The sequence below is a fragment of the Pseudomonas sp. TSO6 genome, from assembly GCF_056098905.1.
Genome location: NZ_JBLZWV010000004.1, coordinates 17,012 through 38,031 on the forward strand (window position 1 = coordinate 17,012; position 21,020 = coordinate 38,031).

The window sequence follows — 21,020 nt, forward strand, 5'->3', positions numbered from 1 at the left end:
TCTCTGTGGGAGCTGGCTTGCCGGCGATAGGGCCCTGATAGGCCGGCCCAGACCATAGGCTGGCTGCAATCTCTGTGGGAGCTGGCTTGCCGGCGATGAGGCCCTGACAGGCCGGCCCAGACCATAGGCTGGCTGCAATCTCTGTGGGAGCTGGCTTGCCGGCGATGAGGCCCTGACAGGCCGGCCCAGACCATAGACTGGCTGCAATCTCTGTGGGAGCTGGCTTGCCGGCGATGAGGCCCTGATAGGCCGGCCCAGACCATAGGCTTGCTGAAATTTCTGTGGGAGCTGGCTTGCCGGCGATGAGGCCCTGACAGGCCGGCCCCGACCACAGGCTTGCTGAAATTTCTGTGGGAGCTGGCTTGCCGGCGATGAGGCCCTGACAGGCCGGCCCCGACCACAGGCTTGCTGAAATTTCTGTGGGAGCTGGCTTGCCGGCGATAGGGCCCTATCAGGCAACGTCCCATCAAACCCAAATCGCATCCCAATGAGGATAATCCCCAACCCTCGCGACCAAACCCGCTCGCTTCGGGTTCAGGACAATATACCGTGCCACCGTCTGCACATCCTCTTCCCGGCGCAAAGCCCGGTCATGAAACCCCTTTTGCCAGAGCCGCCCGCTTCGTCCGTTATGCCTGTTGATCATCATGGTGCTACGGGACTTAACCCGGCGCATCAAGCGCTTCAGGCTGCCCGGGCCAAGCTCGACTAGCCAATGAAAATGGTCAGGCATCACTACCCAGGCCAAAGATCTGATTGCACCTTCCTCTTCAGCCTGGCGCAACTCAGCCACGAGCAAGCGGGCCGAGTGAAGATCACTAAAGACCGGTGCCCTGCCAAGGGTTGTGCTTGTAAGCAGATACAAATGACTGGTTTCCGAAAACCGGCCAAGCCGTAACTGGTCTGAATGGGGACGATCCATGTTCCCTGCCTCCTGTTGGTTTGCCCATCAGGCTAGTGGCAATGGCTCTATTGGTGACTCATCAATTGGTACCCAGTGTTTCCTGTGGCATCGGCGTAGCCTTCATCGCCGGCAAGCCCGCTCCCACTGATCAGCGCAGGTTCTGAGGGCGGCGTGATACTTGTCATCTGATTTGTAGCAAGATTTTTCATGAAATCCGCCAGGCACCCTTGAGCGAAGGCAAGTCGGAGTGAACAATGTTCTCTTTCGCATTCCCTTCGAGACTGGCCATGAAAACCCGTTCCCGTCTGCTTGCCTGGTTGCCGGCTATATTGCTCGGCCCGGTGCTGGCACTGTGCAGCACCCTGGCGCTGGCCGAGTCTCCCGCTGAGGCCGGCAACGCCCTGCACCTGCTGGACTACATCGGCGCCGACTACCCGCCGACCGTACAAGGCGGCAAGGTGATCGACGAGGGCGAATACCGCGAGCAACAGGAATTCAGCGCGGTATTGGCCGACCTGGTCAAAGCCCTGCCCGCAAATACCGAGCAAGCCGCCCTGGAGCAGGGCGTCCAGGCGTTGCGCCAGGCCATCGATCAGCGTCAGGAGGGCACCGCTGTCGCCAGGCAGGCCCGCCAACTGGGCGCGCGCCTGGCAGTGGCCTACGAGGTCAGCCAGGCCCCGGTGATCACCCCAGACCCGGCCCGCGGCGCTGCGCTGTACGCGCAAAACTGCTCGATCTGCCACGGCGACACAGGCGCAGGCGACGGCCCCGCTGGCGTGGGCCTGGAGCCTGCGCCCGCCAACCTGCGCGATGTCGCGCGTCTGGACCAGTTGAGTCTGTTCGACCTCTACAACACCCTCGCCCTGGGCATCGACGGCACCGAGATGCCGTCCTTTGCCGACCAGCTGGATGACCGTCAGCGCTGGGATGTGGCCGCCTATATCGCCAGCTTCACCGCCAAGCCGGCAGCCGGCAAAGGTGACAAGACCTGGAACATCGCCGACCTGGCCCGGCAAACCCCGGCCGAAGTCGCCGCCAACGAAGGCAACGCGGTCATAGAGGCGTTCCGTGCCCAGCGTGCCCAGCCGCCGCAAGTCAAGCGAGGCCCGGCGCAACTGCTCGAATACACTGCCAACACGCTGGACAAAAGTTTGGCCGCCTACCGCGCAGGTGACCACGACCAGGCCTATGACCTGTCGGTAGCGGCCTATCTGGAAGGCTTCGAGCTGGTGGAAAGCTCGCTGGACAACATCGACACCCAGGCGCGCAAGGACACCGAAAAATCCCTGATGGCCTACCGTCAGTCCCTGCAGGATGGCCTGCCCGTGGCTCAGGCCGAACAGCGTCTGGCTGAGGCAAAGAGCAGGCTCGACCAGGCCGCCAAGCTGTTGGGCAGCGACGGCCTGAGCTGGTCGCTGAGTTATATCTCCGGTTTGCTGATCCTGCTGCGCGAAGGCCTGGAGGCAATTCTGGTGCTGGCGGCGATCCTGGCCTTCCTCCGTAACACCGGGCAGCAGTCGGCGGTACGCAGCGTCAACATCGGGTGGGGGCTGGCGCTGGTCGCCGGGTTCGCCACCTGGGCGGTGGCGGCCTATGTGATCGATGTGGGCGGCGCCCAGCGCGAACTGCTGGAAGGCTGCACGGCGCTGTTCGCCGCGGTGATGGTGCTATGGCTCGGTGTATGGATGCATGACCGCCGCCACGCTGCCGCCTGGAAGGACTACATCAAAAGCAGCCTGGTCAGCGGCGGCGGGCGCTTTGGCTTTGCCATGCTGGCGTTTTTCTCGGTGTACCGCGAACTGTTCGAAGTGATCCTGTTCTACGAAACCCTGTGGTTGCAGGCAGGCCCTGCCGGGCACCAGGCAGTGCTGGCGGGTGGCGCCACGGCGCTGGTGCTGCTGGTGGGCCTGGCCTGGGTGATCTTGCGCGGTTCTGCCAAGCTGCCGCTGACGCTGTTCTTCAGCATCAACGCCGCGCTGCTGTGCGCGCTGTCGGTGGTGTTTGCCGGGCATGGCGTGAAGGCGCTGCAAGAAGCCGGGGTGCTGGGCACACGGCCGGTGGCGTTCTTCGAGTTCGATTGGCTGGGCATTCACGCTGATGCCTACTCGCTGTCGGCACAGGCGGTGGCCTTGCTGGCCATCGTGTTCCTGTATGGGCGCTCGTGGCTGGTGGAAAAGCGCAGGGCAACGGCCAACTGACCGGGGGCCGCGCTGCGGCCCATCGCCGGCAAGCCAGCTCCCACCCCGACCGCATCAGTTTCAAGCCATGAGCAATACCTGTGGGAGCTGGCTTGCCGGCGATGGGCTGCATGGCAGCCCCTTGTAATCTTGGTTCAGGCTGGCTGTGGCGCCTTGAGGATGTTCTGCAGCAACTGGACACTGTCAACGGCGTCGTGACCCAGGCTGGTCAGGTAGCCGCCATCGGGTTGATCGGTCAGCCCCTTTTCATGCAGGCGTTGCGCAGCGGCGACCAGGGCAGGGGCGGCGTTGCTGTTTATCTTGATGCCTTCCTGGCTGCTGTCGTGTTTGAACAGCGCGAGTACTTCCAGTTCAGCGATCAGATCGGGGGTAAAAGACATGGCGACTCCTGACTTCCAGACAAGGATGGCGGCACCGCTTACGGTGCCTGACCTTCGAGTGTAGTCGGGTTATTCGTCCTCGCCTTGATCCATCTCAGGTGGTAGCTCCGGCAGCGCGCGCAGGGCGTTCTCGTACCACTCGCCGTTGAACGCGCGGTCTTCCACCAGCATGTTGTCGATTTCGAAGGCCAGCACATGGGCCATCAGGTTGAGGATGTCCTCGCGCTCGTAACCGACCAGGGTCAGCTTGTTTAAGGTGGCCTTGGCCGCAGGCGGCTCGCCGCTTTCAATCTGGTTTTCGATGGCCTGGGTCAGTGTCGCCTCGGCGAAGGCTTCGTCGTCATTGTCGATGTCGGTGGGCTCGCTCATGGCGGTACTCCTGTGATGGGATGCACAGTGTGCCACGCCCGTGGCGGCAATGCCCGGGCATTGACGGGGTGCATGACGCTGGTCAGGGCCGGGCTTAGGGTCTATAAAAGCCGGGCCAACCCCTTACGGCCTGGAGGCTGTTACCTCATGCTCAAGCTTCATGGATTCTCGGTCAGCAACTACTACAACATGGTCAAGCTGGCCCTGCTGGAAAAAGGCCTGCCCTTCGAAGAAGTCACCTTCTATGGCGGCCAGGCGCCACAGGCGCTGGAAGTGAGCCCGCGGGGCAAGGTGCCGGTGCTGCAGACCGAACACGGTTACCTAAGCGAAACCAGTGTGATCCTCGACTACATCGAGCAGACCCAAGGCGGCAAGGCACTGCTGCCGGCCGACCCGTTCGGGCAGGCCAAGGTGCGTGAGCTGCTCAAGGAAATCGAGCTGTACATCGAGCTGCCGGCGCGTACTTGCTATGCCGAGTCGTTCTTCGGCATGTCGGTTGAGCCCTTGGTCAAAGAGAAAGCGCGTGCCGATTTGCTGGCTGGCTTTGCCACCCTCAAGCGCAACGGTCGCTTTGCACCCTATGTTGCGGGTGAGCAGCTGACGCTGGCAGACCTGATGTTCTGCTTCTCGGTCGACCTGGCTTATGCCGTGGGCAAGAAAGTGCTGAACATCGACTTTTTGGCCGACTTCCCGCAGGCCAAGGCGTTGCTGCAGCTGATGGGCGAGAACCCGCACATGGCGCGGATCGTGGCGGACAAGGAAGCGTCGATGCCGGCCTTCATGGAGATGATTCGCAGCGGTAAACGCTAAAACCTGGGGCTGCTCCGCAGCCCATCGCCGGCAAGCCAGCTCCCACAGGTACAGTGCAACCTTCAAGTCACATGCAGTACCTGTGGGAGCTGGCTTGCCGGCGATCGAGGGCAAAGCCCTCGCAATGGGCCTTAACGCGAAGCCAGCAGCGCCTTGCCACGAACAACGGCAGCGCGTACCTGCGCCGGTGCCGTACCACCAATGTGGTCACGGGCATTCACCGAGCCTTCCAGGGTCAGCACGGCAAACACGTCCTGCTCGATCTGGTCGCTGAACTGGCGCAGTTCGTCCAGGCTCATCTCGGCCAGGTCCTTGCCGGTGTCCACGCCGTACTTCACCGCGTGGCCTACGATTTCGTGGCAGTCACGGAACGGCAGGCCACGGCGAACCAGGTAGTCGGCCAGGTCGGTGGCGGTGGAGAACCCGCGCAGGGCCGCTTCACGCATGATGGCGTGCTTGGGCTTGATTGCCGGGATCATGTCGGCAAAGGCGCGCAGCGAGTCGCGCAGGGTGTCGGCAGCGTCGAACAGCGGCTCCTTGTCCTCCTGGTTGTCCTTGTTGTAGGCCAGCGGTTGGCCTTTCATCAGGGTCAGCAGGCCGGTGAGGGCGCCGAACACGCGGCCGCTCTTGCCACGTACCAGCTCTGGCACGTCCGGGTTCTTTTTCTGCGGCATGATCGAGCTGCCGGTGCAGAAGCGGTCCGGCAGGTCGATGAACTGGAACTGCGCGCTGGTCCACAGCACCAGCTCTTCCGAGAAGCGCGACAGGTGCATCATCGCCACGCTGGCAGCGGCGCAGAATTCGATGGCGAAGTCACGGTCCGACACGCCGTCCAGCGAGTTGCCAGCCACGGCTTCGAAGCCCAGCAGCTTGCAGGTGAGCTCGCGGTCGATCGGGTAGGTGGTGCCAGCCAGCGCGGCGCTGCCCAGGGGCATGCGGTTGGTGCGCTTGCGGCAGTCGACCAGGCGCTCGTAGTCGCGGCTGAGCATTTCGAACCAGGCCAGCAGGTGGTGGCCGAAGGTGACCGGCTGGGCCGTCTGCAGGTGGGTGAAACCGGGCATGATGGTTTCGGCTTCACGCTCGGCCTGCTCCAGCAGGCCCTGCTGCAGGCGGGTGATTTCGGCCAGGATCAGGTCGATTTCGTCGCGCAGCCACAGGCGGATATCGGTGGCCACCTGGTCGTTGCGGCTACGGCCAGTGTGCAGCTTCTTGCCGGTGATGCCGATGCGGTCGGTCAGGCGTGCCTCGATGTTCATGTGCACATCTTCGAGGTCGACGCGCCAGTCGAACTTGCCGGCTTCGATTTCGCCCTGGATGGTCTTCAGGCCATCGATGATGGTGTCGCGCTCGGCATCGCTGAGCACGCCGACCTGCGCCAGCATGGTGGCATGGGCGATCGAACCCATGATGTCGTGGCGGTACAGGCGCTTGTCGAAATCGACCGAGGCGGTGAAACGGGCGACGAAGGCGTCGACGGGCTCACTGAAGCGGCCGCCCCAGGACTGATTGGTCTTGTCGGTGCTCATGGATTCACTCATTGCAGGCGTGAACGAAAAAGTGGCGCCGATAATAGCAGGGTTGGGCTGGCTGCCGCAGGGCGCCGGTCGACAGAAATGCCTGGAAAATGGCAGAGAAGGATTTTAAGGAATGAACGGCAGTGTTCCACGGACCGTCTACAGTTGGACAAAGGACTGGCGGTGAATCTGCCGTCCGAGTGAATCTTTGGCCATCGCACCGGTCTAGAGCGTGACCGCAGTGTCGCTCGAACCACACCTGTCTACGCTATACCTGTGCGAGACTCATTCAGGAATCCAGCGCAATTATGAATGTCCTGATCGTTGATGACGAACCCCAAGGCCGTGAACGCCTCAGCCGGCTGCTCGGCGAACTGGAGGGTTACACCGTGCTGGAGCCTAGCGCCACCAACGGCGAGGAGGCCCTTGCGCTGATCGAAAGCCTCAAGCCCGATGTGGTCCTGCTGGACATCGGCATTCCAGGCCTGGATGGCCTGCAGGTAGCCGCTCGCTTGTGCGAACGCGAGGCGCCGCCGGCGGTGGTGTTTTGCACCGGGGATGATGAATACGGTGCCGAGGCATTCAAGGACAGTACCCTCAGCCATGTGACCAAGCCCTTCCAGGCCCAGGCGTTGCGCGATGCCTTGCGCAAGGCCGAAAAACCCAACCGCGCCCAGTTGGCGGCGCTTACCCGGCCGGCCAATGAAGGTGGCGGCCCACGTAGCCACATCAGTGCCCGCACGCGCAAAGGCATCGAGCTGATTCCTTTGCCCCAGGTGATCTATTTCATTGCCGACCACAAGTACGTCACCTTGCGCCACGAGGCCGGGGAAGTGCTGCTCGACGAGCCGCTCAAAGCCCTGGAGGATGAATTTGGCGAACGCTTCGTGCGTATTCACCGCAATGCGCTGGTTGCCCGCGAGCGCATAGAACGCTTGCAGCGTACCCCGCTGGGGCACTTTCAGCTCTACCTGAAAGGCCTGGACGGTGATGCCCTGACAGTCAGCCGCCGGCATGTTGCCGGCGTGCGCAAGATGATGCAGACCCTCTGATACGGCGCCCGCATGGCAAGGGCTGCGCCCTTGTTCGCGGGTAAACCCGCTCCCACAGGTTGATCATTGGCCTGTAGAGCGGCACCTCACCCTGTGGGAGCGGCTTTAGCCGCGAAGAGGCCCTCAGCTGATCCACATCTGCAAGCGATAAAGGAGATGCTGTTATCATCGGCGGCATTTCTCTGGATCGGGGCGTTCCATGTCCACTCGCGAAATCCGCATTGCCACCCGTAAAAGTGCCTTGGCCCTGTGGCAGGCCGAATACGTCAAAGCCCGCCTGGAGCAGGCCCACCCCGGTCTGCTGGTGACCCTGGTGCCCATGGTCAGCCGGGGTGACAAGCTGCTCGACGCGCCACTGGCAAAAATCGGCGGCAAGGGCCTGTTCGTCAAGGAGCTGGAAACCGCCCTGCTGGACAACGAAGCCGACATCGCCGTGCATTCGATGAAAGACGTGCCCATGGACTTCCCCGAAGGCCTGGGCCTGTACTGCATCTGCGAGCGTGAAGACCCGCGTGATGCCTTCGTTTCCAACACCTTTGACAGCCTTGAAGCGCTGCCTGCCGGCAGCATCGTCGGCACTTCCAGCCTGCGCCGTCAGGCCCAGTTGCTGGCGCGCCGCCCGGACCTGCAAATCCGCTTCCTGCGGGGCAACGTCAATACGCGCCTGGCCAAGCTGGATGCCGGCGAGTACGACGCCATCATCCTCGCCGCCGCCGGCCTGATCCGCCTCGGCTTTGAAGACCGCATCACCGCCACCATCAGCGTCGATGACAGCCTGCCGGCTGGCGGCCAGGGTGCGGTGGGCATCGAGTGCCGCAGTGCCGACCTCGAGATCCACGCACTCCTGGCGCCGCTGCACCATGCCGACACCGCCGACCGGGTAGTGGCCGAACGCGCCCTGAACAAACACCTGAATGGTGGCTGCCAGGTGCCGATCGCCTGCTACGCGGTCCTCGAAGGTGACCAGCTTTGGCTGCGTGGCCTGGTTGGCCAGCCGAGCGGGGGTACCCTGCTGGTGGCCGAAGCCCGTGCCCCTCGCGCTGCTGCCGAGACCTTGGGCGTACAGGTGGCCGAAGACCTGCTGGGCCAAGGTGCCGAGGCCATCCTCAAGGAAGTCTACGGCGAGGCCGGCCACCCGTGAGCCAATGGCGCCTGCTGCTGACCCGGCCTGCCGAGGACTGTGCGGCGCTGGCGCAAAGCCTGGCGGCAGCGGGGGTGGGCAGCAGCTGCCTGCCGCTGCTGGCGATAGAGCCCGTCACCGTGGAGCCCCGGCAACGTCTGCTGCTGGAAGACCTGCATGGCTTCCAGGCGATCATCGTGGTCAGCAAGCCAGCTGCCCGGTTGTTGCTTGAGCAACTGGCCGAAGCCAGCCTGCAGCCGCCATGGCAAGGCTGGTTCACCGTGGGTGAGGCAACCGCTGCAGTGCTGCAGGGCGCCGGGCTGGAGGTAAACACTCCGCCGCGTGGCGATGACAGCGAAGCCTTGCTGGCGTTACCGGCCCTGCTTCAGGCCGTTGCCGTGCCTGCAGCGCGTGTCCTGGTCGTGCGCGGCGTCGGAGGTCGCGAACTGCTGGCAGAGCGTCTTGCAGAGCAAGGTGCTAGTGTCGAATATCTGGAACTGTATCGTCGCTGCCTGCCGGATTACCCGGCGGGCACCCTGAAGCGCCGCATCGAAGCGGAACGCCTCAATGGCCTGGTGGTCAGCAGTGGGCAGGGTTTTGAACATCTGCAGCAGCTGGCCGGCGCGGATTGGCCGCAGCTGGCACGCCTGCCGCTGTTCGTGCCCAGCCCACGGGTTGCCGAACAGGCCCGGGCCGCCGGGGCCCAACAGGTTGTGGATTGCCGTGGCGCCAGTGCCACGGCCTTGCTGGTAGCCGTGCAGCGCAGCGCTGCACCTGCCTCTTAAGGCGCTAAGCTGAACGCGATGCGCCCCCATGCAAAGGATGGATACGTGAGCGAGACTGTCTTGTCCAATAATGATCAGCCGTCGGCACAGGCGCCGGCGGAACCTGTCACCGCCCCACCTGCCAAGCGCTCCGGCAGTGGCCTGGCAGCGCTGGCCTTGCTGCTGGGTGCGGCCGGGGTGGCAGTAGGTGGCTGGGGTGTCTGGCAGGTACGTCAACTGCAAGGCAGCGAGTTCAACCAGGGCCAGCACATCGAGGCGCTCACCCAGCGCGCCGAAGCCCTGCAGCAGCGCGAACAGCAGATCAGCGCGCAACTGGCCAGCCTGCCGGCGGCCAGCGAGCTGGAAGACCGCCGGCGCCTGGTGGCGCAATTGCAGGGCGACCAGCAGCGCCTCAGCCAGCGCCTGGAAACCGTGCTAGGCGAAAGCCGCAAGGAGTGGCGCCTGGCTGAAGCCGAGCACCTGCTGCGCCTGGCTACCCTGCGCCTGTCGGCCTTGCAGGACATCACCAGCGCCAAGGCCCTGGTCGAAGGCGCCGACGAGATCCTGCGCGAGCAGAGCGACCCGGGTGCCTTCGCTGCCCGTGAGCAACTGGCACGCAGCCTGGCCACGCTCAACAGCACCCAGCAACCGGACCGTACCGGCTTGTTCCTGAAACTGGCTGCACAGCGTGAGCTGGTACAGCAGTTGAGTGCGCAATCGCCCGAGTTCGACAGCAATGCCGATGCGCTGGGTGCCCTGACCGCCGACGGCGATGGTGCCAGCCGGCTGTCGCAGTGGTGGGCAGAAATCTCCAAGTATTTCCAGATCGACTTCAACGCCGATGAAAACGTGCGGCCACTGCTGGCCGGCCAGCAACTGAACCAGCTGCGCCTGGCCCTGAGCCTGACCATCGAGCAGGCCCAGTGGGCGGCGCTCAATGGTGACGCCAAGGTCTACACCCAGGCGCTGGACGACGCCCGCAGCGTGTTGTTGGCCAACTTCAACGCCGACAACCCGCAAAGCAAGGCCATGCTTGAGAGCCTCAATGCCCTGGCCGATCAGCCGGTGTCGGTGGTTACCCCCGACCTCAGCGAAAGCCTGGCGGCCGTGCAGGCCTACATTCAGCGCCGTCACCTGCCGGCTGAGGCTGAAGGGGGCAAACCATGAAGCGTGTCTACCTGCTGGCCGTGCTGGCAATCGTGATTGCCGCGGCACTGGGTATTGCGGTCGCCAAGCACAGCGGTTACGTGCTGCTTTCCTATGGAAGCTTCCGCTATCAATCGGGGCTGTGGGCGGCCTTGGCCGGGCTGCTGGCCGTGGTCGCTGTGTTGTGGCTGGTGCGTTACCTGGTCGGCCTGGTGCTGACCTCCAGCGGCGTGGTCAACCCGTGGTCGCGGCGTAATCGCAGCCGGCGCATCCGTCTGGCCATCGAACAGGGCCAGCTGGACCTTGCCGAGGGCCGCTGGGCCAGTGCTCAACGCCACCTGCACCGTGCCGCCGAGGCTGAACGCCAGCCGCTGCTGTACTACCTCGGTGCCGCCCGTGCTGCCAACGAACAGGGCCGCACCGAAGACAGCGACAACCTGCTGGAGCGCGCGCTGGAGCGTCAGCCGCAAGCGGAACTGGCCATCGCCCTGACCCATGCGCAGTTGCAGATGGACCGTGGTGAAAGTGACGGCGCCCTGGAAACCCTGCTGGCCATGCAGGAACGCCACCCTCACAACGGCCAGGTGCTGCGCCTGCTGCAGCGCCTGTACCTGCAGCGCGGTGACTGGTCGGCACTGATTCGCCTGCTGCCAGACCTGCGCAAGGGCAAGGTGCTGCCTGCCGCCGAGCTGGCCGCCCTGGAGCAACGCGCCTGGGGCCAGAACCTGAGCCTGGCCACCACCCGTGGCGAAGACGCGCAAAGCGCACGTCAGGCCCTGGAACGCGCCTGGCAGCAGCTGACCGCGGCCCAGCGCCAGGAGCCGCAACTGGTGCTGGCCTACGCTGAGCAATTGCGCCAGGTAGGTGCCCAGAACGAAGCCGAGCAGGTGTTGCGCACCGCCCTCAAGCGTGAATACGAAAGCCACCTGGCCCGCCTGTACGGCCTGGTGCGCGGTGATGACCCGGCGCGCCAGCTGCAAACCGCCGAAGGCTGGCTCAAGGATCACCCGCAAGACGCCAGCCTGTTACTGACCCTGGGCCGCCTGAGCCTGCAGAATCGCCTGTGGGGCAAGGCGCGGGACTACCTGGAAAGCAGCCTGCGCATGGAACGCAACCCCGAGGCCTGTGCCGAACTGGCTCGCCTGCTCGCTGGCCTGGGCGAGACCGAGCGAAGCAACCAGCTGTTCCAGGAGGGCCTTGGCCTGCTGGACGAGCGCCTGCTGGCGCTGCCCTTGCCAGAAGGCGTACGCGCCTGACCCACCCCAAAGCCCGCGCCAAGGTGCGGGCTTTGGCGTTGGGTAACTTTTCTACTGCTGCCAGTTAGATCTGCAGTGCAGTTCCTCAGCCGCCTCCTACCGTATCGCTTGAAATTTCCTACGCCATTCAGCGACTTGTCGCTACTGTCGCGCCTTGATACAAAGCGCATCTTTCCTCTACCGTCTCACACCACAACATCTTCCCCGGGACTTTCACCGCCCATGCTTCCGGCCCGTTTGCGCACCTTTTTCCTTCCTGCCTGCCTGGCCGCATTGGCGGTGCTGGTCGCGTCATACCACCTGGAAAACATACGGGGGTTGGTGCCATGCCCGTTGTGCTTCAGCCAGCGGCTGCTGCTAGCGGTGTACGCACTGCTGAGCCTGGCGGCGGTGCTGCAGGCACCAGGCACGCAGGGCACCCTCCATTACGCACGGGCGACGCTGGGCTGCACGCTGGCTGGCGCGTTGCTGGCGGCACGGCATGTCTGGTTGCAGGGGGCCAGCGGTGCTATCCCTGTATGCCCGGTACCGATCGGGCGTATGTTCGAGCAATCCTGGAGCGAGGCGGCGCGGCAATTGCTGCTCGGCGGCCCCGAATGCAGCTCGCTGACCTGGAGCTTTCTCGACCTGACGCTGCCTGAGTGGAGCCTGCTGGCCTTCCTGTTGCTGGCCGTGCCGCCCTTGAGTTGCCTGCTGGCGTATCGTTTCCGCACCCTGGCAAGAAGTTGACCTGGAACAAGGCTGGGCCACTAGCGCGACCAATGGCGTATTAACAGGGTATTAAACACTTGTATGAACTTTGTCCGCTGCGTACCTTGATGGGCAGCACGCGCGGGAATAATCTCCCAGCACGCATACCGAAAATACAACTGCTCGATGCCGTCCTGCTGATGTCACCTTTGTGCTGCGCGGTCGTGGTGCGAGGTGCAGCGGCATCTACCCAGAAGGGAAGAGATTGCCATGCTCGATAGTTGTCAGAATGCCCAGGAACGCTGGGGTGGGGTTCACAAGCTGATCGACCGTTGGCTGGATGAGCGCCAGGAACTGGTGCAGGCTTTCCGTGCTTTGCGCGATGTGAAGCCGGCCTTCGCCGACAAGGATACGCACGGGGATTTCTGTGCTCTCCTTGTCGACTACGTTTCGGCGTGGCACTTCGAGGTCAGCGAACAATTGGTCAGTGAAGCCAAGGAATTTGGTGACACGCGCGGTCTGGAGCTGGCCACGCAGATCAATCCTCGCATCGATGACAGTACCCAGATTGCTCTGGCCTTCAACGACCATTGTACAAAAGGTGAGTGCTCGGACCCGGCTCGTTTTGCCGAGAAGCTGACCAAGTTGGGTGCCCTGCTGCACGAGCGCTTCGAACTCGAAGATTGCCTGATCGAAGTGCTGCACAACGCGCACAAGGAAGAAGGCACTGTCGAGGCCTGAAGGTTGGCGTCAGTCGCCAACCGCCAGCAATTCGATCTCGAACACCAGGGGCGTATAGGGTGCGATCAGGTCACCTGCGCCTTCGGCGCCGTAGGCCTGCGCTGACGGGATTACCAGGCGCCATTTGGCCCCGGCGTGCATCTTTGGCAACGCCACCTGCCACCCTTCGATCACCGAATCCAGGCTGAACCACTGGGGCGCCTGGTTCTGGTCGAACACCGAGCCATCCGGCAGCCTGCCCACATAGCGCACCTGCACTTTACCGCCAACTTTGGGCTGCGCGCCTGTGCCTGGCTGCAGTTCACTGTAGAGCACACCTTCCGGTAGTTCGCGTACCCCATAACGGCCACGCTCGTTGGCCATGAAGCGTGTCTCGGCTGCCTGCAACTTCTGCGTGGCGGCGTCACCTTCCTGGGCTTCGTGTTGCTGGAGCACGGCCTGCATACGTGCTTTGTCGAGCTTCAAGGGTTGCCCCTGATAGGACTGCTTCAAGCCTTCGACCAGTGCGTCCAGTTGCAGGCCAGGCATATCCTGGCGCAGACGCTCACCCAGGCTGGCGCCCAGGCTGTAGGCGAGGTCATGGTCGTTGCTGTCGGCCATTGCAACTGGCACCAGCAGGCATAAACCTAATACAAGATATCGAGGCAATGCCCTGACTCCCAAATATCAGCAATGATTAATTCAGCAACTACACTTTCACGCAGCTGCAAGATAACAACTTTGCCCAGGCATGCAACGCGGCGTAAATATTACTGTCAACATGCCCTAGCGGCGGTAGCAGCAGAAGCATAGTATGAGCCGCAATCTCGTCAGCCAGGAGGTAAACCATGTCGGCCAAAAAGAAGCCAGTAAGTACGCCGTTACACCTGCTCCAGCAACTTTCGGGCAGCCTGCTCGAACACTTGGAAGATGCCTGCTCGCAAGCGCTGGCTGATGCGGAAAAACTGCTGGCCAAACTGGAAAAGCAGCGTGGCAAGGCCCAGGAAAAATTACACAACGGGCGCCTGAAATTGCAGGATGCCGCCAAGGCAGGCAAAGCCAAGGCGCAGTCCAAAGCGCAAAAAGCCGTTGGTGAACTTGAAGGGCTGCTCGATGCCCTCAAGGAACGTCAAACCCAGACCCGCTCTTATATCCAGCAGCTCAAGCGCGATGCTCAGGACAGCCTCAAGCTGGCCCAAGGTGTAGGCAAGGTTCGCGAAGCAGCCGCCAAAGCCCTTGACCAGCGCGCCGCCAAAACCACCAAGCCTGCCGCTGCCAAGCCAGCTGCCAGAACCACTGCCGCCAAACCTGCCGCGAAGCCAGCTGCCAAGGCTACCGCTGCAGCCAAACCTGCCGCCAAGCCAGCTGCCAAAACCGCTGCTGCTGCCAAGCCAGCCGCTAAACCGGCTGCCAAGGCTACTGCTGCTGCAGCCAAACCTGCCGCCAAGCCAGCTGCCAAGGCTACTGCTGCAGCCAAACCTGCCGCGAAGCCAGCTGCCAAGGCCACTGCTGCAGCCAAACCTGCCGCGAAGCCAGCTGCCAAGACTACTGCCGCAGCTAAACCCGCCGCCAAGCCAGCTGCGAAGACTACTGCTGCAGCCAAACCTGCCGCGAAGCCAGCTGCCAAAGCGGCTGCTGCTGCCAAACCCGCAGCGAAGCCAGCTGCCAAAGCGACTGCTGCCGCTGCCAAACCTGCAGCCAAGCCAGCGCCAGCCAAAGCCGCTGCCGCGAAACCAGCTGCGAAACCAGCGGCCAAGCCTGCTGCCGCCAAGGCTCCTGCACGGCCGGCCGCCAAGCCATCTGCCGCCAAGCCTGTTGCCAGCAAGCCAGCCGAAGCCAAACCTGCTACGCCAGCCGTCAGCACCCCGGCCGCAGCAACCAACTCGGCCACCCCGGCCGCTTCGGCAGCACCGTCGGCACCTGCCAGCACCCCGGCTCAGGCACCGTCTTCGGCGTCCTGAAGCGCAGCCGCCGCGACGCGCAACAGATCCAGCGCGTCGTGGTGTCGGGCAGGCTCCGGCGCCAGCCGGGCCAGCCAGTCGTCCGTGGGCTCATCGGAGTCCGCGGGCCACTGTCGCGAGCATTCCTGCATACGCGCGAGCAGCGCTTTTTCTGCCTGTAATTCCAGCCCCTTCACCTGCTCACGCAACGCCGCCAGTTGCGTATCACCCGACGCTGACGCTCGCCATTGCTGGCGCAGGCTGCGTAACGGGCCCACCACTTCCCGCTGCCAGGGCTCGGCAATGTCGTGCAGGGCTTGCGCGCGCGCGTCCAGCAGGGCCACGCCACGTGCCTGCAGCCAGGTGGCGCACAGCAGCAGGCAGACATCGCCACCCTGCGCCTGTAGTTCAAGGCAGGCCGCTTCCACGCCGGGCCTGGCATACAGGGCCAAGGCGAAATTCCACAGGTCGGTGTGCATGGTTCCACTCGCGCTATGGGCCGAGGAAGCTGGTAGACTCCGCGACCATCATGATCAGACTATCCAACCTCACTTTACAGCGTGGTCCGCAGCGCTTGCTAGACGGCGCCGCCATGACCCTGCACGCCGGTCACAAGGCCGGCCTGATCGGCGCCAACGGCGCCGGGAAATCCAGCCTGTTCGCCTTGCTGCGCGGTGAGCTGTCGCCCGATGGTGGCGATTGCCTGCTGCCCGGCGACTGGCGCATCGCCCACATGCGCCAGGAGGTCGACACCCTCGACCGCCTGGCCGTGGACTATGTGCTCGACGGCGATGCGCGTCTGCGCAAGGTCCAGGCCGAACTGGCCGCGGCTGAGCAGGCTCACGATGGCACCGCCCTGGCGCGCCTGCACAGTGAGCTGGAAGGCGCCGACGGCTATACCGCCGACGCCCGTGCGCGCAAATTGCTGGCGGGCCTGGGCTTCACCAACGAGCAGATGGACCGCCGCGTCGGCGACTTCTCCGGCGGTTGGCGGATGCGCCTGAACCTGGCCCAGGCACTGATGTGCCCGTCCGACCTGCTGCTGCTCGACGAACCCACCAACCACCTGGACCTCGACGCCATCCTGTGGCTGGAAGACTGGCTCAAGGGCTACCCCGGCACACTGTTGCTGATCTCCCACGACCGTGACTTCCTCGACGCCGTGGTCGACCATGTGCTGCACGTCGAGCAGCGCAAGCTGAACCTGTACAAGGGCGGCTACTCCGCCTTCGAGCGCACCCGTGCCGAACGCCTGGCGCAGCAGCAGCAAGCCTACGAGAAGCAGCAGGCACAGCGCGCGCACATGGAAAAGTACATCGCCCGCTTCAAGGCCCAGGCCACCAAGGCCCGTCAGGCACAAAGCCGGATCAAGGCCCTGGAGCGCATGGAGGAGCTGTCGGCGGCGCATGTCGACTCGCCGTTCGACTTTGTCTTCCGCGAGTCGCAGAAAATCTCCAGCCCGTTGCTGAGCCTGTCCGAAGGCTGCCTGGGTTATGGCGACAAGGCCATCCTCGACAAGGTCAAGCTGCAGCTCACCCCGGGTGCGCGCATTGGCCTGCTCGGGCCTAACGGTGCCGGCAAGTCGACCCTGATCAAGAACCTTGCGGGTGAGCTGGAACCGTTGTCGGGCCGCCTGGTCCGTGGCGAGAACCTGGCGGTTGGCTACTTTGCCCAGCACCAGCTGGACTCGCTGGACGACAAGGCCAGCCCGCTGCTGCACCTGCAGCGTATTGCCCCCACCGAGCGCGAGCAGACCCTGCGCGACTTCCTCGGTGGCTTCGACTTCCATGGCGCCCGCACTGACGAGCCGGTGGTGAATTTCTCCGGTGGCGAAAAGGCCCGCCTGGCGCTGGCGCTGATTGCCTGGGAACGGCCGAACCTGCTGCTGCTCGACGAACCGACCAACCACCTGGACCTGGAAATGCGCCTGGCGCTGACCATGGCGTTGCAGGAGTTTGCCGGTGCCGTGGTGGTGGTGTCGCACGACCGTCACCTGCTCAAGAGCACGACCGACGACTTCCTGCTGGTGGCCGATGGCAAGGTCGAAACCTTCGACGGAGACCTGGACGACTACAGCCGCTGGCTGGTCGAGTACCGCCAGCGCAGCGCGCCGGCCAGTACGGCCCCGGTCAACCCGGACAAGACCGACAAGAAAGCCCAGCGCCAGGCTGCCGCAGCCTTGCGCCAGCAACTGGCCCCGCACAAGAAGGCGGCCGACAAGCTGGAAACCGAGCTCAACCAGGTGCACGTGCAACTGGCCGAAATCGAGACCGCGCTGGGTGACGGTGGCCTCTACGAAGCGGCGCGCAAGGACGAGTTGCGTGACCTGCTGGCGCGCCAGACCAAGCTCAAGCAACGCGAAGGCGAGCTGGAAGAAGCCTGGATGGAAGCGCTGGAAACCCTCGAAAGTATGCAGGCCGAGCTCGAGGCGCTGTCCTGATGGAGGAACTGCGTTCGCTGCTGCCAGGGCAATGGATGGACACCTTCTGGCTGGGCTTGCAGATTCTGTTGATCCTGGTGGCGGCCTTCGTCCTGCAGCGCATCGTTGCTCGCGGGTTGAGCCGCCTGGGCCAGCGTTACCCGCTGCCACCAGAGCTGCTGGTACCGGTGCGTGGCGGCCTGCGCTGGCTGATCATGGGCAGCGCACTGCTGTTCGTGCTGGAGCGCCTAGGCGTTTCGGCGACCGTGCTGTGGACGGCGCTGTCCGGCTTTGTCGCGGTGGCGGCGGTGGCCTTCTTCGCCATGTGGAGCGTGCTGTCCAACCTGCTGTGCGCGGTGCTGATCTTCACGGTCGGGCCGTTTCGCATTGGTGATGTGGTCGAACTGGTCGACACCCTGGACAAGCCGGGCGTGAAAGGCCGGGTGATCGCGATCAACCTGCTGTTTACCACCCTGCTGGAAATGCCCGAAGCGGGCGGTGCGCTGGTGCAGGTGCCCAATAGCCAGTTCTTCCAGAAGTCGGTACGGCGCTGGCGCGGGGCTGAGGTGCAGGCCCTGCACAAAGACACAGCTGCCGAAGCTGACTGAAGCTGTATTGGCCCCTTCGCGGGCATGCCCGCTCCCACAGGTATCCCACAGGGTCTGAAAACTGCACAGTACTTGTGGGAGCGGGCGCGCCCGCGAAGAGGCCGGTACAGGCAATAGAAAATCCATCAGAAATCGCTGGTTATTTTTTCACCAAAACCTTAGCTTAACCTTTTGCAACAAGTGTTCGAGCGAGGTGTGTGATGTCGATGGAAGTATGGTTGGGCTTCTTTGCCGCCTGTTGGGTGATCAGCCTGTCACCCGGTGCCGGGGCGATTGCCTCGATGTCCAGCGGCCTGCAATACGGCTTCTGGCGTGGTTACTGGAACGCCCTGGGCCTGCAACTGGGCCTGATTGTGCAAATCGCCATCATTGCCGCCGGCGTCGGCGCCATCCTGGCCGCCTCGGCCACGGCCTTCCAGGTCATCAAATGGTTCGGCGTCGCCTACCTTGTCTACTTGGCCTACAAGCAATGGCGTGCCTTGCCGATGGACATGTCCGATGAGTCCGGCGTGCGCCCTATCGGCAAACCGCTGAGCCTGGTGTTCCGCGGGTTCCTGGTCAACGTCAGCAACCCCAAGGCGCTGGTGTTCATGCTGGCGGTACTGCCGCAGTTCATCAACCCGCATGCACCGCTGTTGCCGCAGTATGTGGCAATCACCGTGACCATGATCACCGTGGACATGCTGGTGATGGCGGGTTACACCGGTTTGGCTTCGCGGGTGTTGCGCCTGCTGCGTACCCCCAAGCAGCAGAAGCGCCTTAACCGGACTTTTGCCGGGTTGTTCATTGGGGCGGCGACCTTCCTCGCTACCCTGCGTCGCGCGCCGATCTGATCGGGCCATACAAACACGGACTCTGTAGGAGCAGCCTTGTGCTGCGAAGAGGTCATTGCAGCCGAAGGTGATCTTTAGCCTTACCGGCCTCTTCGCAGCACAAGGCTGCTCCTACAGGGATTGTGTAGCGGCCTTTATTTGTTCTGCTTGTCTACCAACCCCGTCAGCAAGTCCACCGGCATCGGGAAGACAATAGTCGAGGTCCTGTCTCCCGCAATCGCCCCCAGCGTCTGCATATAGCGCAACTGCATCGCCCCAGGCTCCTTGCCCAGCATCTGCGCAGCCTGCATCAGCTTCTCTGACGCCTGCAATTCCCCTTCGGCATGGATCACCTTGGCCCGCCGTTCGCGTTCGGCCTCGGCCTGCCGGGCGATGGCGCGGACCATCGATTCGTTGAGGTCGACATGCTTGATCTCGACGTTGGCCACCTTGATGCCCCAGGCATCGGTTTGCGCGTCCAGCACCTGGCGAATATCCGCGTTCAGTTGCTCACGTTCGGCCAGCAGCTCATCCAGCTCGTGCTTGCCCAGCACCGCACGCAGCGTGGTCTGGGCCAACTGGCTGGTCGCCACCAGAAAGTCCTCCACCTGGATGATCGCCTTTTGCGGGTCGAGCACGCGGAAGTAGAGGACCGCGTTGACCTTGACCGAGACGTTGTCGCGGGTAATTACATCCTGTGGGGGTACATCCAGCACCACCGTGCGCAGGTCGACCCGCACCATTTGCTGTATCACCGGGATCAGCAGGATCAGCCCCGGCCCCTTCACCTGCCAGAAGCGCCCCAGCTGGAACACCACGCCGCGCTCGTATTCGCGCAAAATGCGAAACGCCGACAGCAACAGCATCGCCAGCACGATCAGCACGGCACCAAAACCCAGTTGCATGAACATGGTTATTCTCCTCGCGCCGCAGGCGCGGCGGCGCTCACGTCCAGCATCACGCCATGGCGCGCGGTCACCCGCACGTTCTGGCCAGCTTGCAGCGGCGTTGCGCACTGTACTTGCCATTCCTCGCCCTGGGCCAGTACCACACCACGGAACGGGTTGCCTGCCATCACTTGGGTGACGGTGACCAGGCTGCCGACCAGCCCCGCGTCACCGCTGACCAGCGCCCGTTGGCGTGCCTTGAAGGCCATGCCCAGCACCCCGCCGATCAACAGCGCCGAGAGCACTGCCAGGGTACCGATCAAAGCCAGCGGGATGCCGAAGCCGGGTGCGTCAGTGTCGATCAGGATCAGCGCGCCGACCACAAAGGCAACGATGCCGCCAAACCCGACCACGCCGAAACTGGGCAGGAAGGCTTCGGCGATCATGAAAGCGATGCCCAGCAAGATCAGCGCCACCCCGGCGAAGCTCACCGGTAACAGCTGCAGGGCGTAAAGTGCCAATAGCAGGCAGATGCCGCCGACCACGCCTCCCACGGTAGAGCCGGGGCTCATGAATTCAAACAACAGGCCGTACACGCCGACCATGATCAGGATCAGCGCGACGCTGGGGTTGGTGATGACCGCCAGTACCCGGGTGCGCCAATCCGGCAGGTGCTCCACCAGGCTGGCGCCGGCTGTCTGCAACTGGTGTGGCTGGCCGGCGGCCTCCAGCGTTTTGCCGTCGAGTTTGCTCAGCAGGGCAGGCAGGTCGTCAGCTACCTGGTCGATCACATTCAGCCGTAAGGCTTCGCTGGCAGGGAGGCTGACGGCCTCGCGCACGGCCTTCTCCGCCCAATCGGCATTGCGCCCGCGCAGCAGCGCCAGGCCGCGGATGTACGCAGCGGCGTCGTTGACCTGCTTGCGGGCCAGGGTTTCATCATCGCCACCCTTGGCCTTGTCGTCTTTGGGCGCACCTGGGGGGCCGCCAATCTGTACGGGCGTGGCGGCACCCAGGTTGGTCCCGGGGGCCATCGCGGCAACATGGCTGGCGTAGAGAATATAGGTGCCGGCGCTGGCAGCGCGGGCACCGCTGGGGGCCACGTAGGTGGCAACCGGCACGGGGCTGGCGAGAATCGCCTTGATCATCTGGCGCATGGCGCTGTCCAGGCCACCTGGGGTGTCCATGCGGATCACCACCAGTTGCGCGCCCTGGGCCTGGGCCTGGTCGAGGCTGCGTACCAGGTAGTCGGCGCTGGCCGGGCCAATGGCATCATCGATGCCCAGCACCCACACCGCACCGGGCGCTGCCTGGCCACCTGGCGTGATGCCAAGCAGCAACAGCAGCAATAGCCAGCGCCAGCAGCGGGCGATCACCTGTCGTCACCTCGTTTGCCCGTATTACACAAGTTTAGCCCTGGCTGGCGCTAGCCGG

Annotated in this window: 21 protein-coding genes; 13 read left to right on the plus strand and 8 right to left on the minus strand. The window is 63.8% G+C overall.

Annotation, left to right across the window (positions count from 1 at the left end):
- Positions 1-466: 466 nt before the first annotated feature.
- Positions 467-922: an REP-associated tyrosine transposase gene (locus tag ACN6NG_RS00625; RefSeq protein WP_063423165.1), complete on the minus strand. Its 456-nt coding sequence runs from the start codon at positions 920-922 to the stop codon at positions 467-469.
- A gap of 236 nt (positions 923-1,158) precedes the next feature.
- Between ACN6NG_RS00625 and ACN6NG_RS00630 the strand changes: the two genes are divergently transcribed.
- Positions 1,159-3,102, plus strand: a complete 1,944-nt coding sequence (locus tag ACN6NG_RS00630) for an FTR1 family protein (RefSeq protein ID WP_474312744.1) — start codon at positions 1,159-1,161, stop codon at positions 3,100-3,102.
- A gap of 134 nt (positions 3,103-3,236) precedes the next feature.
- Here the strand turns inward: ACN6NG_RS00630 and ACN6NG_RS00635 are convergent, their stop codons facing one another.
- Together ACN6NG_RS00635 and ACN6NG_RS00640 are read right to left on the minus strand one after the other, a co-directional pair.
- Complete coding sequence (locus ACN6NG_RS00635; RefSeq protein WP_016484337.1) at positions 3,237-3,482, minus strand: TIGR02647 family protein; 246 nt, start codon at positions 3,480-3,482, stop codon at positions 3,237-3,239.
- A 69-nt stretch (positions 3,483-3,551) separates the two neighbouring features.
- A complete protein-coding gene (locus tag ACN6NG_RS00640; RefSeq protein ID WP_019471702.1) occupies positions 3,552-3,851 on the minus strand; it encodes a hypothetical protein in 300 nt (99 codons plus the stop codon).
- Positions 3,852-3,998: 147 nt separating this feature from the next.
- On the opposite strand from ACN6NG_RS00640, the gene ACN6NG_RS00645 reads away from it, so the two are divergent.
- Positions 3,999-4,661 (plus strand): glutathione S-transferase, encoded by a 663-nt coding sequence (locus ACN6NG_RS00645; protein WP_063423167.1) that lies wholly within the window; start codon positions 3,999-4,001, stop codon positions 4,659-4,661.
- A 131-nt stretch (positions 4,662-4,792) separates the two neighbouring features.
- Here ACN6NG_RS00645 and argH read toward each other — a convergent pair whose 3' ends face one another.
- Positions 4,793-6,187, minus strand: coding sequence for an argininosuccinate lyase (gene argH / locus ACN6NG_RS00650; protein ID WP_016484340.1), 1,395 nt, complete (start codon positions 6,185-6,187; stop codon positions 4,793-4,795).
- A gap of 296 nt (positions 6,188-6,483) precedes the next feature.
- Here argH and ACN6NG_RS00655 point away from each other — a divergent pair, with 296 nt between their 5' ends.
- The 7 genes from ACN6NG_RS00655 (at position 6,484) to ACN6NG_RS00685 (ending at position 12,944) form a co-directional block, all read left to right on the plus strand.
- Positions 6,484-7,227, plus strand: coding sequence for a LytR/AlgR family response regulator transcription factor (locus tag ACN6NG_RS00655; RefSeq protein ID WP_474312745.1), 744 nt, complete (start codon positions 6,484-6,486; stop codon positions 7,225-7,227).
- Between the two features lie 199 nt (positions 7,228-7,426).
- The gene (hemC, locus tag ACN6NG_RS00660) at positions 7,427-8,368 is read left to right on the plus strand and encodes a hydroxymethylbilane synthase (RefSeq protein ID WP_063423168.1); all 942 of its coding nucleotides are present in this window, start codon (positions 7,427-7,429) and stop codon (positions 8,366-8,368) included.
- The gene (locus ACN6NG_RS00665) at positions 8,365-9,132 is read left to right on the plus strand and encodes a uroporphyrinogen-III synthase (RefSeq protein WP_063423169.1); all 768 of its coding nucleotides are present in this window, start codon (positions 8,365-8,367) and stop codon (positions 9,130-9,132) included. The genes hemC and ACN6NG_RS00665 overlap by 4 nt, the downstream gene beginning before the upstream one ends.
- A gap of 45 nt (positions 9,133-9,177) precedes the next feature.
- Positions 9,178-10,278 (plus strand): uroporphyrinogen-III C-methyltransferase, encoded by a 1,101-nt coding sequence (locus ACN6NG_RS00670; RefSeq protein ID WP_016497482.1) that lies wholly within the window; start codon positions 9,178-9,180, stop codon positions 10,276-10,278.
- Positions 10,275-11,513, plus strand: a complete 1,239-nt coding sequence (locus ACN6NG_RS00675; protein WP_063423170.1) for a heme biosynthesis HemY N-terminal domain-containing protein — start codon at positions 10,275-10,277, stop codon at positions 11,511-11,513. The genes ACN6NG_RS00670 and ACN6NG_RS00675 overlap by 4 nt, the downstream gene beginning before the upstream one ends.
- Before the next feature lie 222 nt (positions 11,514-11,735).
- Complete coding sequence (locus tag ACN6NG_RS00680) at positions 11,736-12,242, plus strand: disulfide bond formation protein B (RefSeq protein WP_474312746.1); 507 nt, start codon at positions 11,736-11,738, stop codon at positions 12,240-12,242.
- A 231-nt stretch (positions 12,243-12,473) separates the two neighbouring features.
- Complete coding sequence (locus ACN6NG_RS00685) at positions 12,474-12,944, plus strand: Rsd/AlgQ family anti-sigma factor (RefSeq protein WP_016497486.1); 471 nt, start codon at positions 12,474-12,476, stop codon at positions 12,942-12,944.
- Between the two features lie 9 nt (positions 12,945-12,953).
- Here the strand turns inward: ACN6NG_RS00685 and ACN6NG_RS00690 are convergent, their stop codons facing one another.
- Positions 12,954-13,592 (minus strand): FKBP-type peptidyl-prolyl cis-trans isomerase, encoded by a 639-nt coding sequence (locus ACN6NG_RS00690; RefSeq protein WP_049276106.1) that lies wholly within the window; start codon positions 13,590-13,592, stop codon positions 12,954-12,956.
- Positions 13,593-13,771: 179 nt separating this feature from the next.
- Between ACN6NG_RS00690 and ACN6NG_RS00695 the strand changes: the two genes are divergently transcribed.
- Positions 13,772-14,884: an AlgP family protein gene (locus tag ACN6NG_RS00695; protein WP_474312748.1), complete on the plus strand. Its 1,113-nt coding sequence runs from the start codon at positions 13,772-13,774 to the stop codon at positions 14,882-14,884.
- Here the strand turns inward: ACN6NG_RS00695 and ACN6NG_RS00700 are convergent.
- Entirely contained in the window at positions 14,860-15,342 is a 483-nt protein-coding gene (locus tag ACN6NG_RS00700) for a TIGR02444 family protein (protein WP_063423173.1), read from the minus strand. The genes ACN6NG_RS00695 and ACN6NG_RS00700 overlap by 25 nt on opposite strands.
- Positions 15,343-15,392: 50 nt before the next feature.
- Here ACN6NG_RS00700 and ACN6NG_RS00705 point away from each other — a divergent pair, with 50 nt between their 5' ends.
- From ACN6NG_RS00705 to ACN6NG_RS00715, 3 genes are all read left to right on the plus strand, one after another.
- Complete coding sequence (locus ACN6NG_RS00705; protein WP_474312750.1) at positions 15,393-17,303, plus strand: ATP-binding cassette domain-containing protein; 1,911 nt, start codon at positions 15,393-15,395, stop codon at positions 17,301-17,303.
- Positions 17,303-17,890 carry a mechanosensitive ion channel family protein gene (locus ACN6NG_RS00710; protein WP_063423175.1) on the plus strand — a complete coding sequence of 196 codons (588 nt, stop codon included), beginning with the start codon at positions 17,303-17,305 and terminating at the stop codon, positions 17,888-17,890. Before ACN6NG_RS00705 ends, ACN6NG_RS00710 begins: the two co-directional genes overlap by 1 nt.
- A 200-nt stretch (positions 17,891-18,090) precedes the next feature.
- On the plus strand, positions 18,091-18,723 hold the full coding sequence (locus ACN6NG_RS00715; RefSeq protein WP_049274582.1) for a LysE family transporter: 633 nt from the start codon (positions 18,091-18,093) through the stop codon (positions 18,721-18,723).
- A gap of 134 nt (positions 18,724-18,857) precedes the next feature.
- Here the strand turns inward: ACN6NG_RS00715 and ACN6NG_RS00720 are convergent, their stop codons facing one another.
- Together ACN6NG_RS00720 and ACN6NG_RS00725 are read right to left on the minus strand one after the other, a co-directional pair.
- A complete protein-coding gene (locus ACN6NG_RS00720) occupies positions 18,858-19,613 on the minus strand; it encodes a slipin family protein (RefSeq protein WP_063423176.1) in 756 nt (251 codons plus the stop codon).
- A 2-nt stretch (positions 19,614-19,615) separates the two neighbouring features.
- Positions 19,616-20,962, minus strand: coding sequence for an NfeD family protein (locus ACN6NG_RS00725; RefSeq protein WP_353455901.1), 1,347 nt, complete (start codon positions 20,960-20,962; stop codon positions 19,616-19,618).
- Positions 20,963-21,020 lie beyond the last annotated feature (58 nt).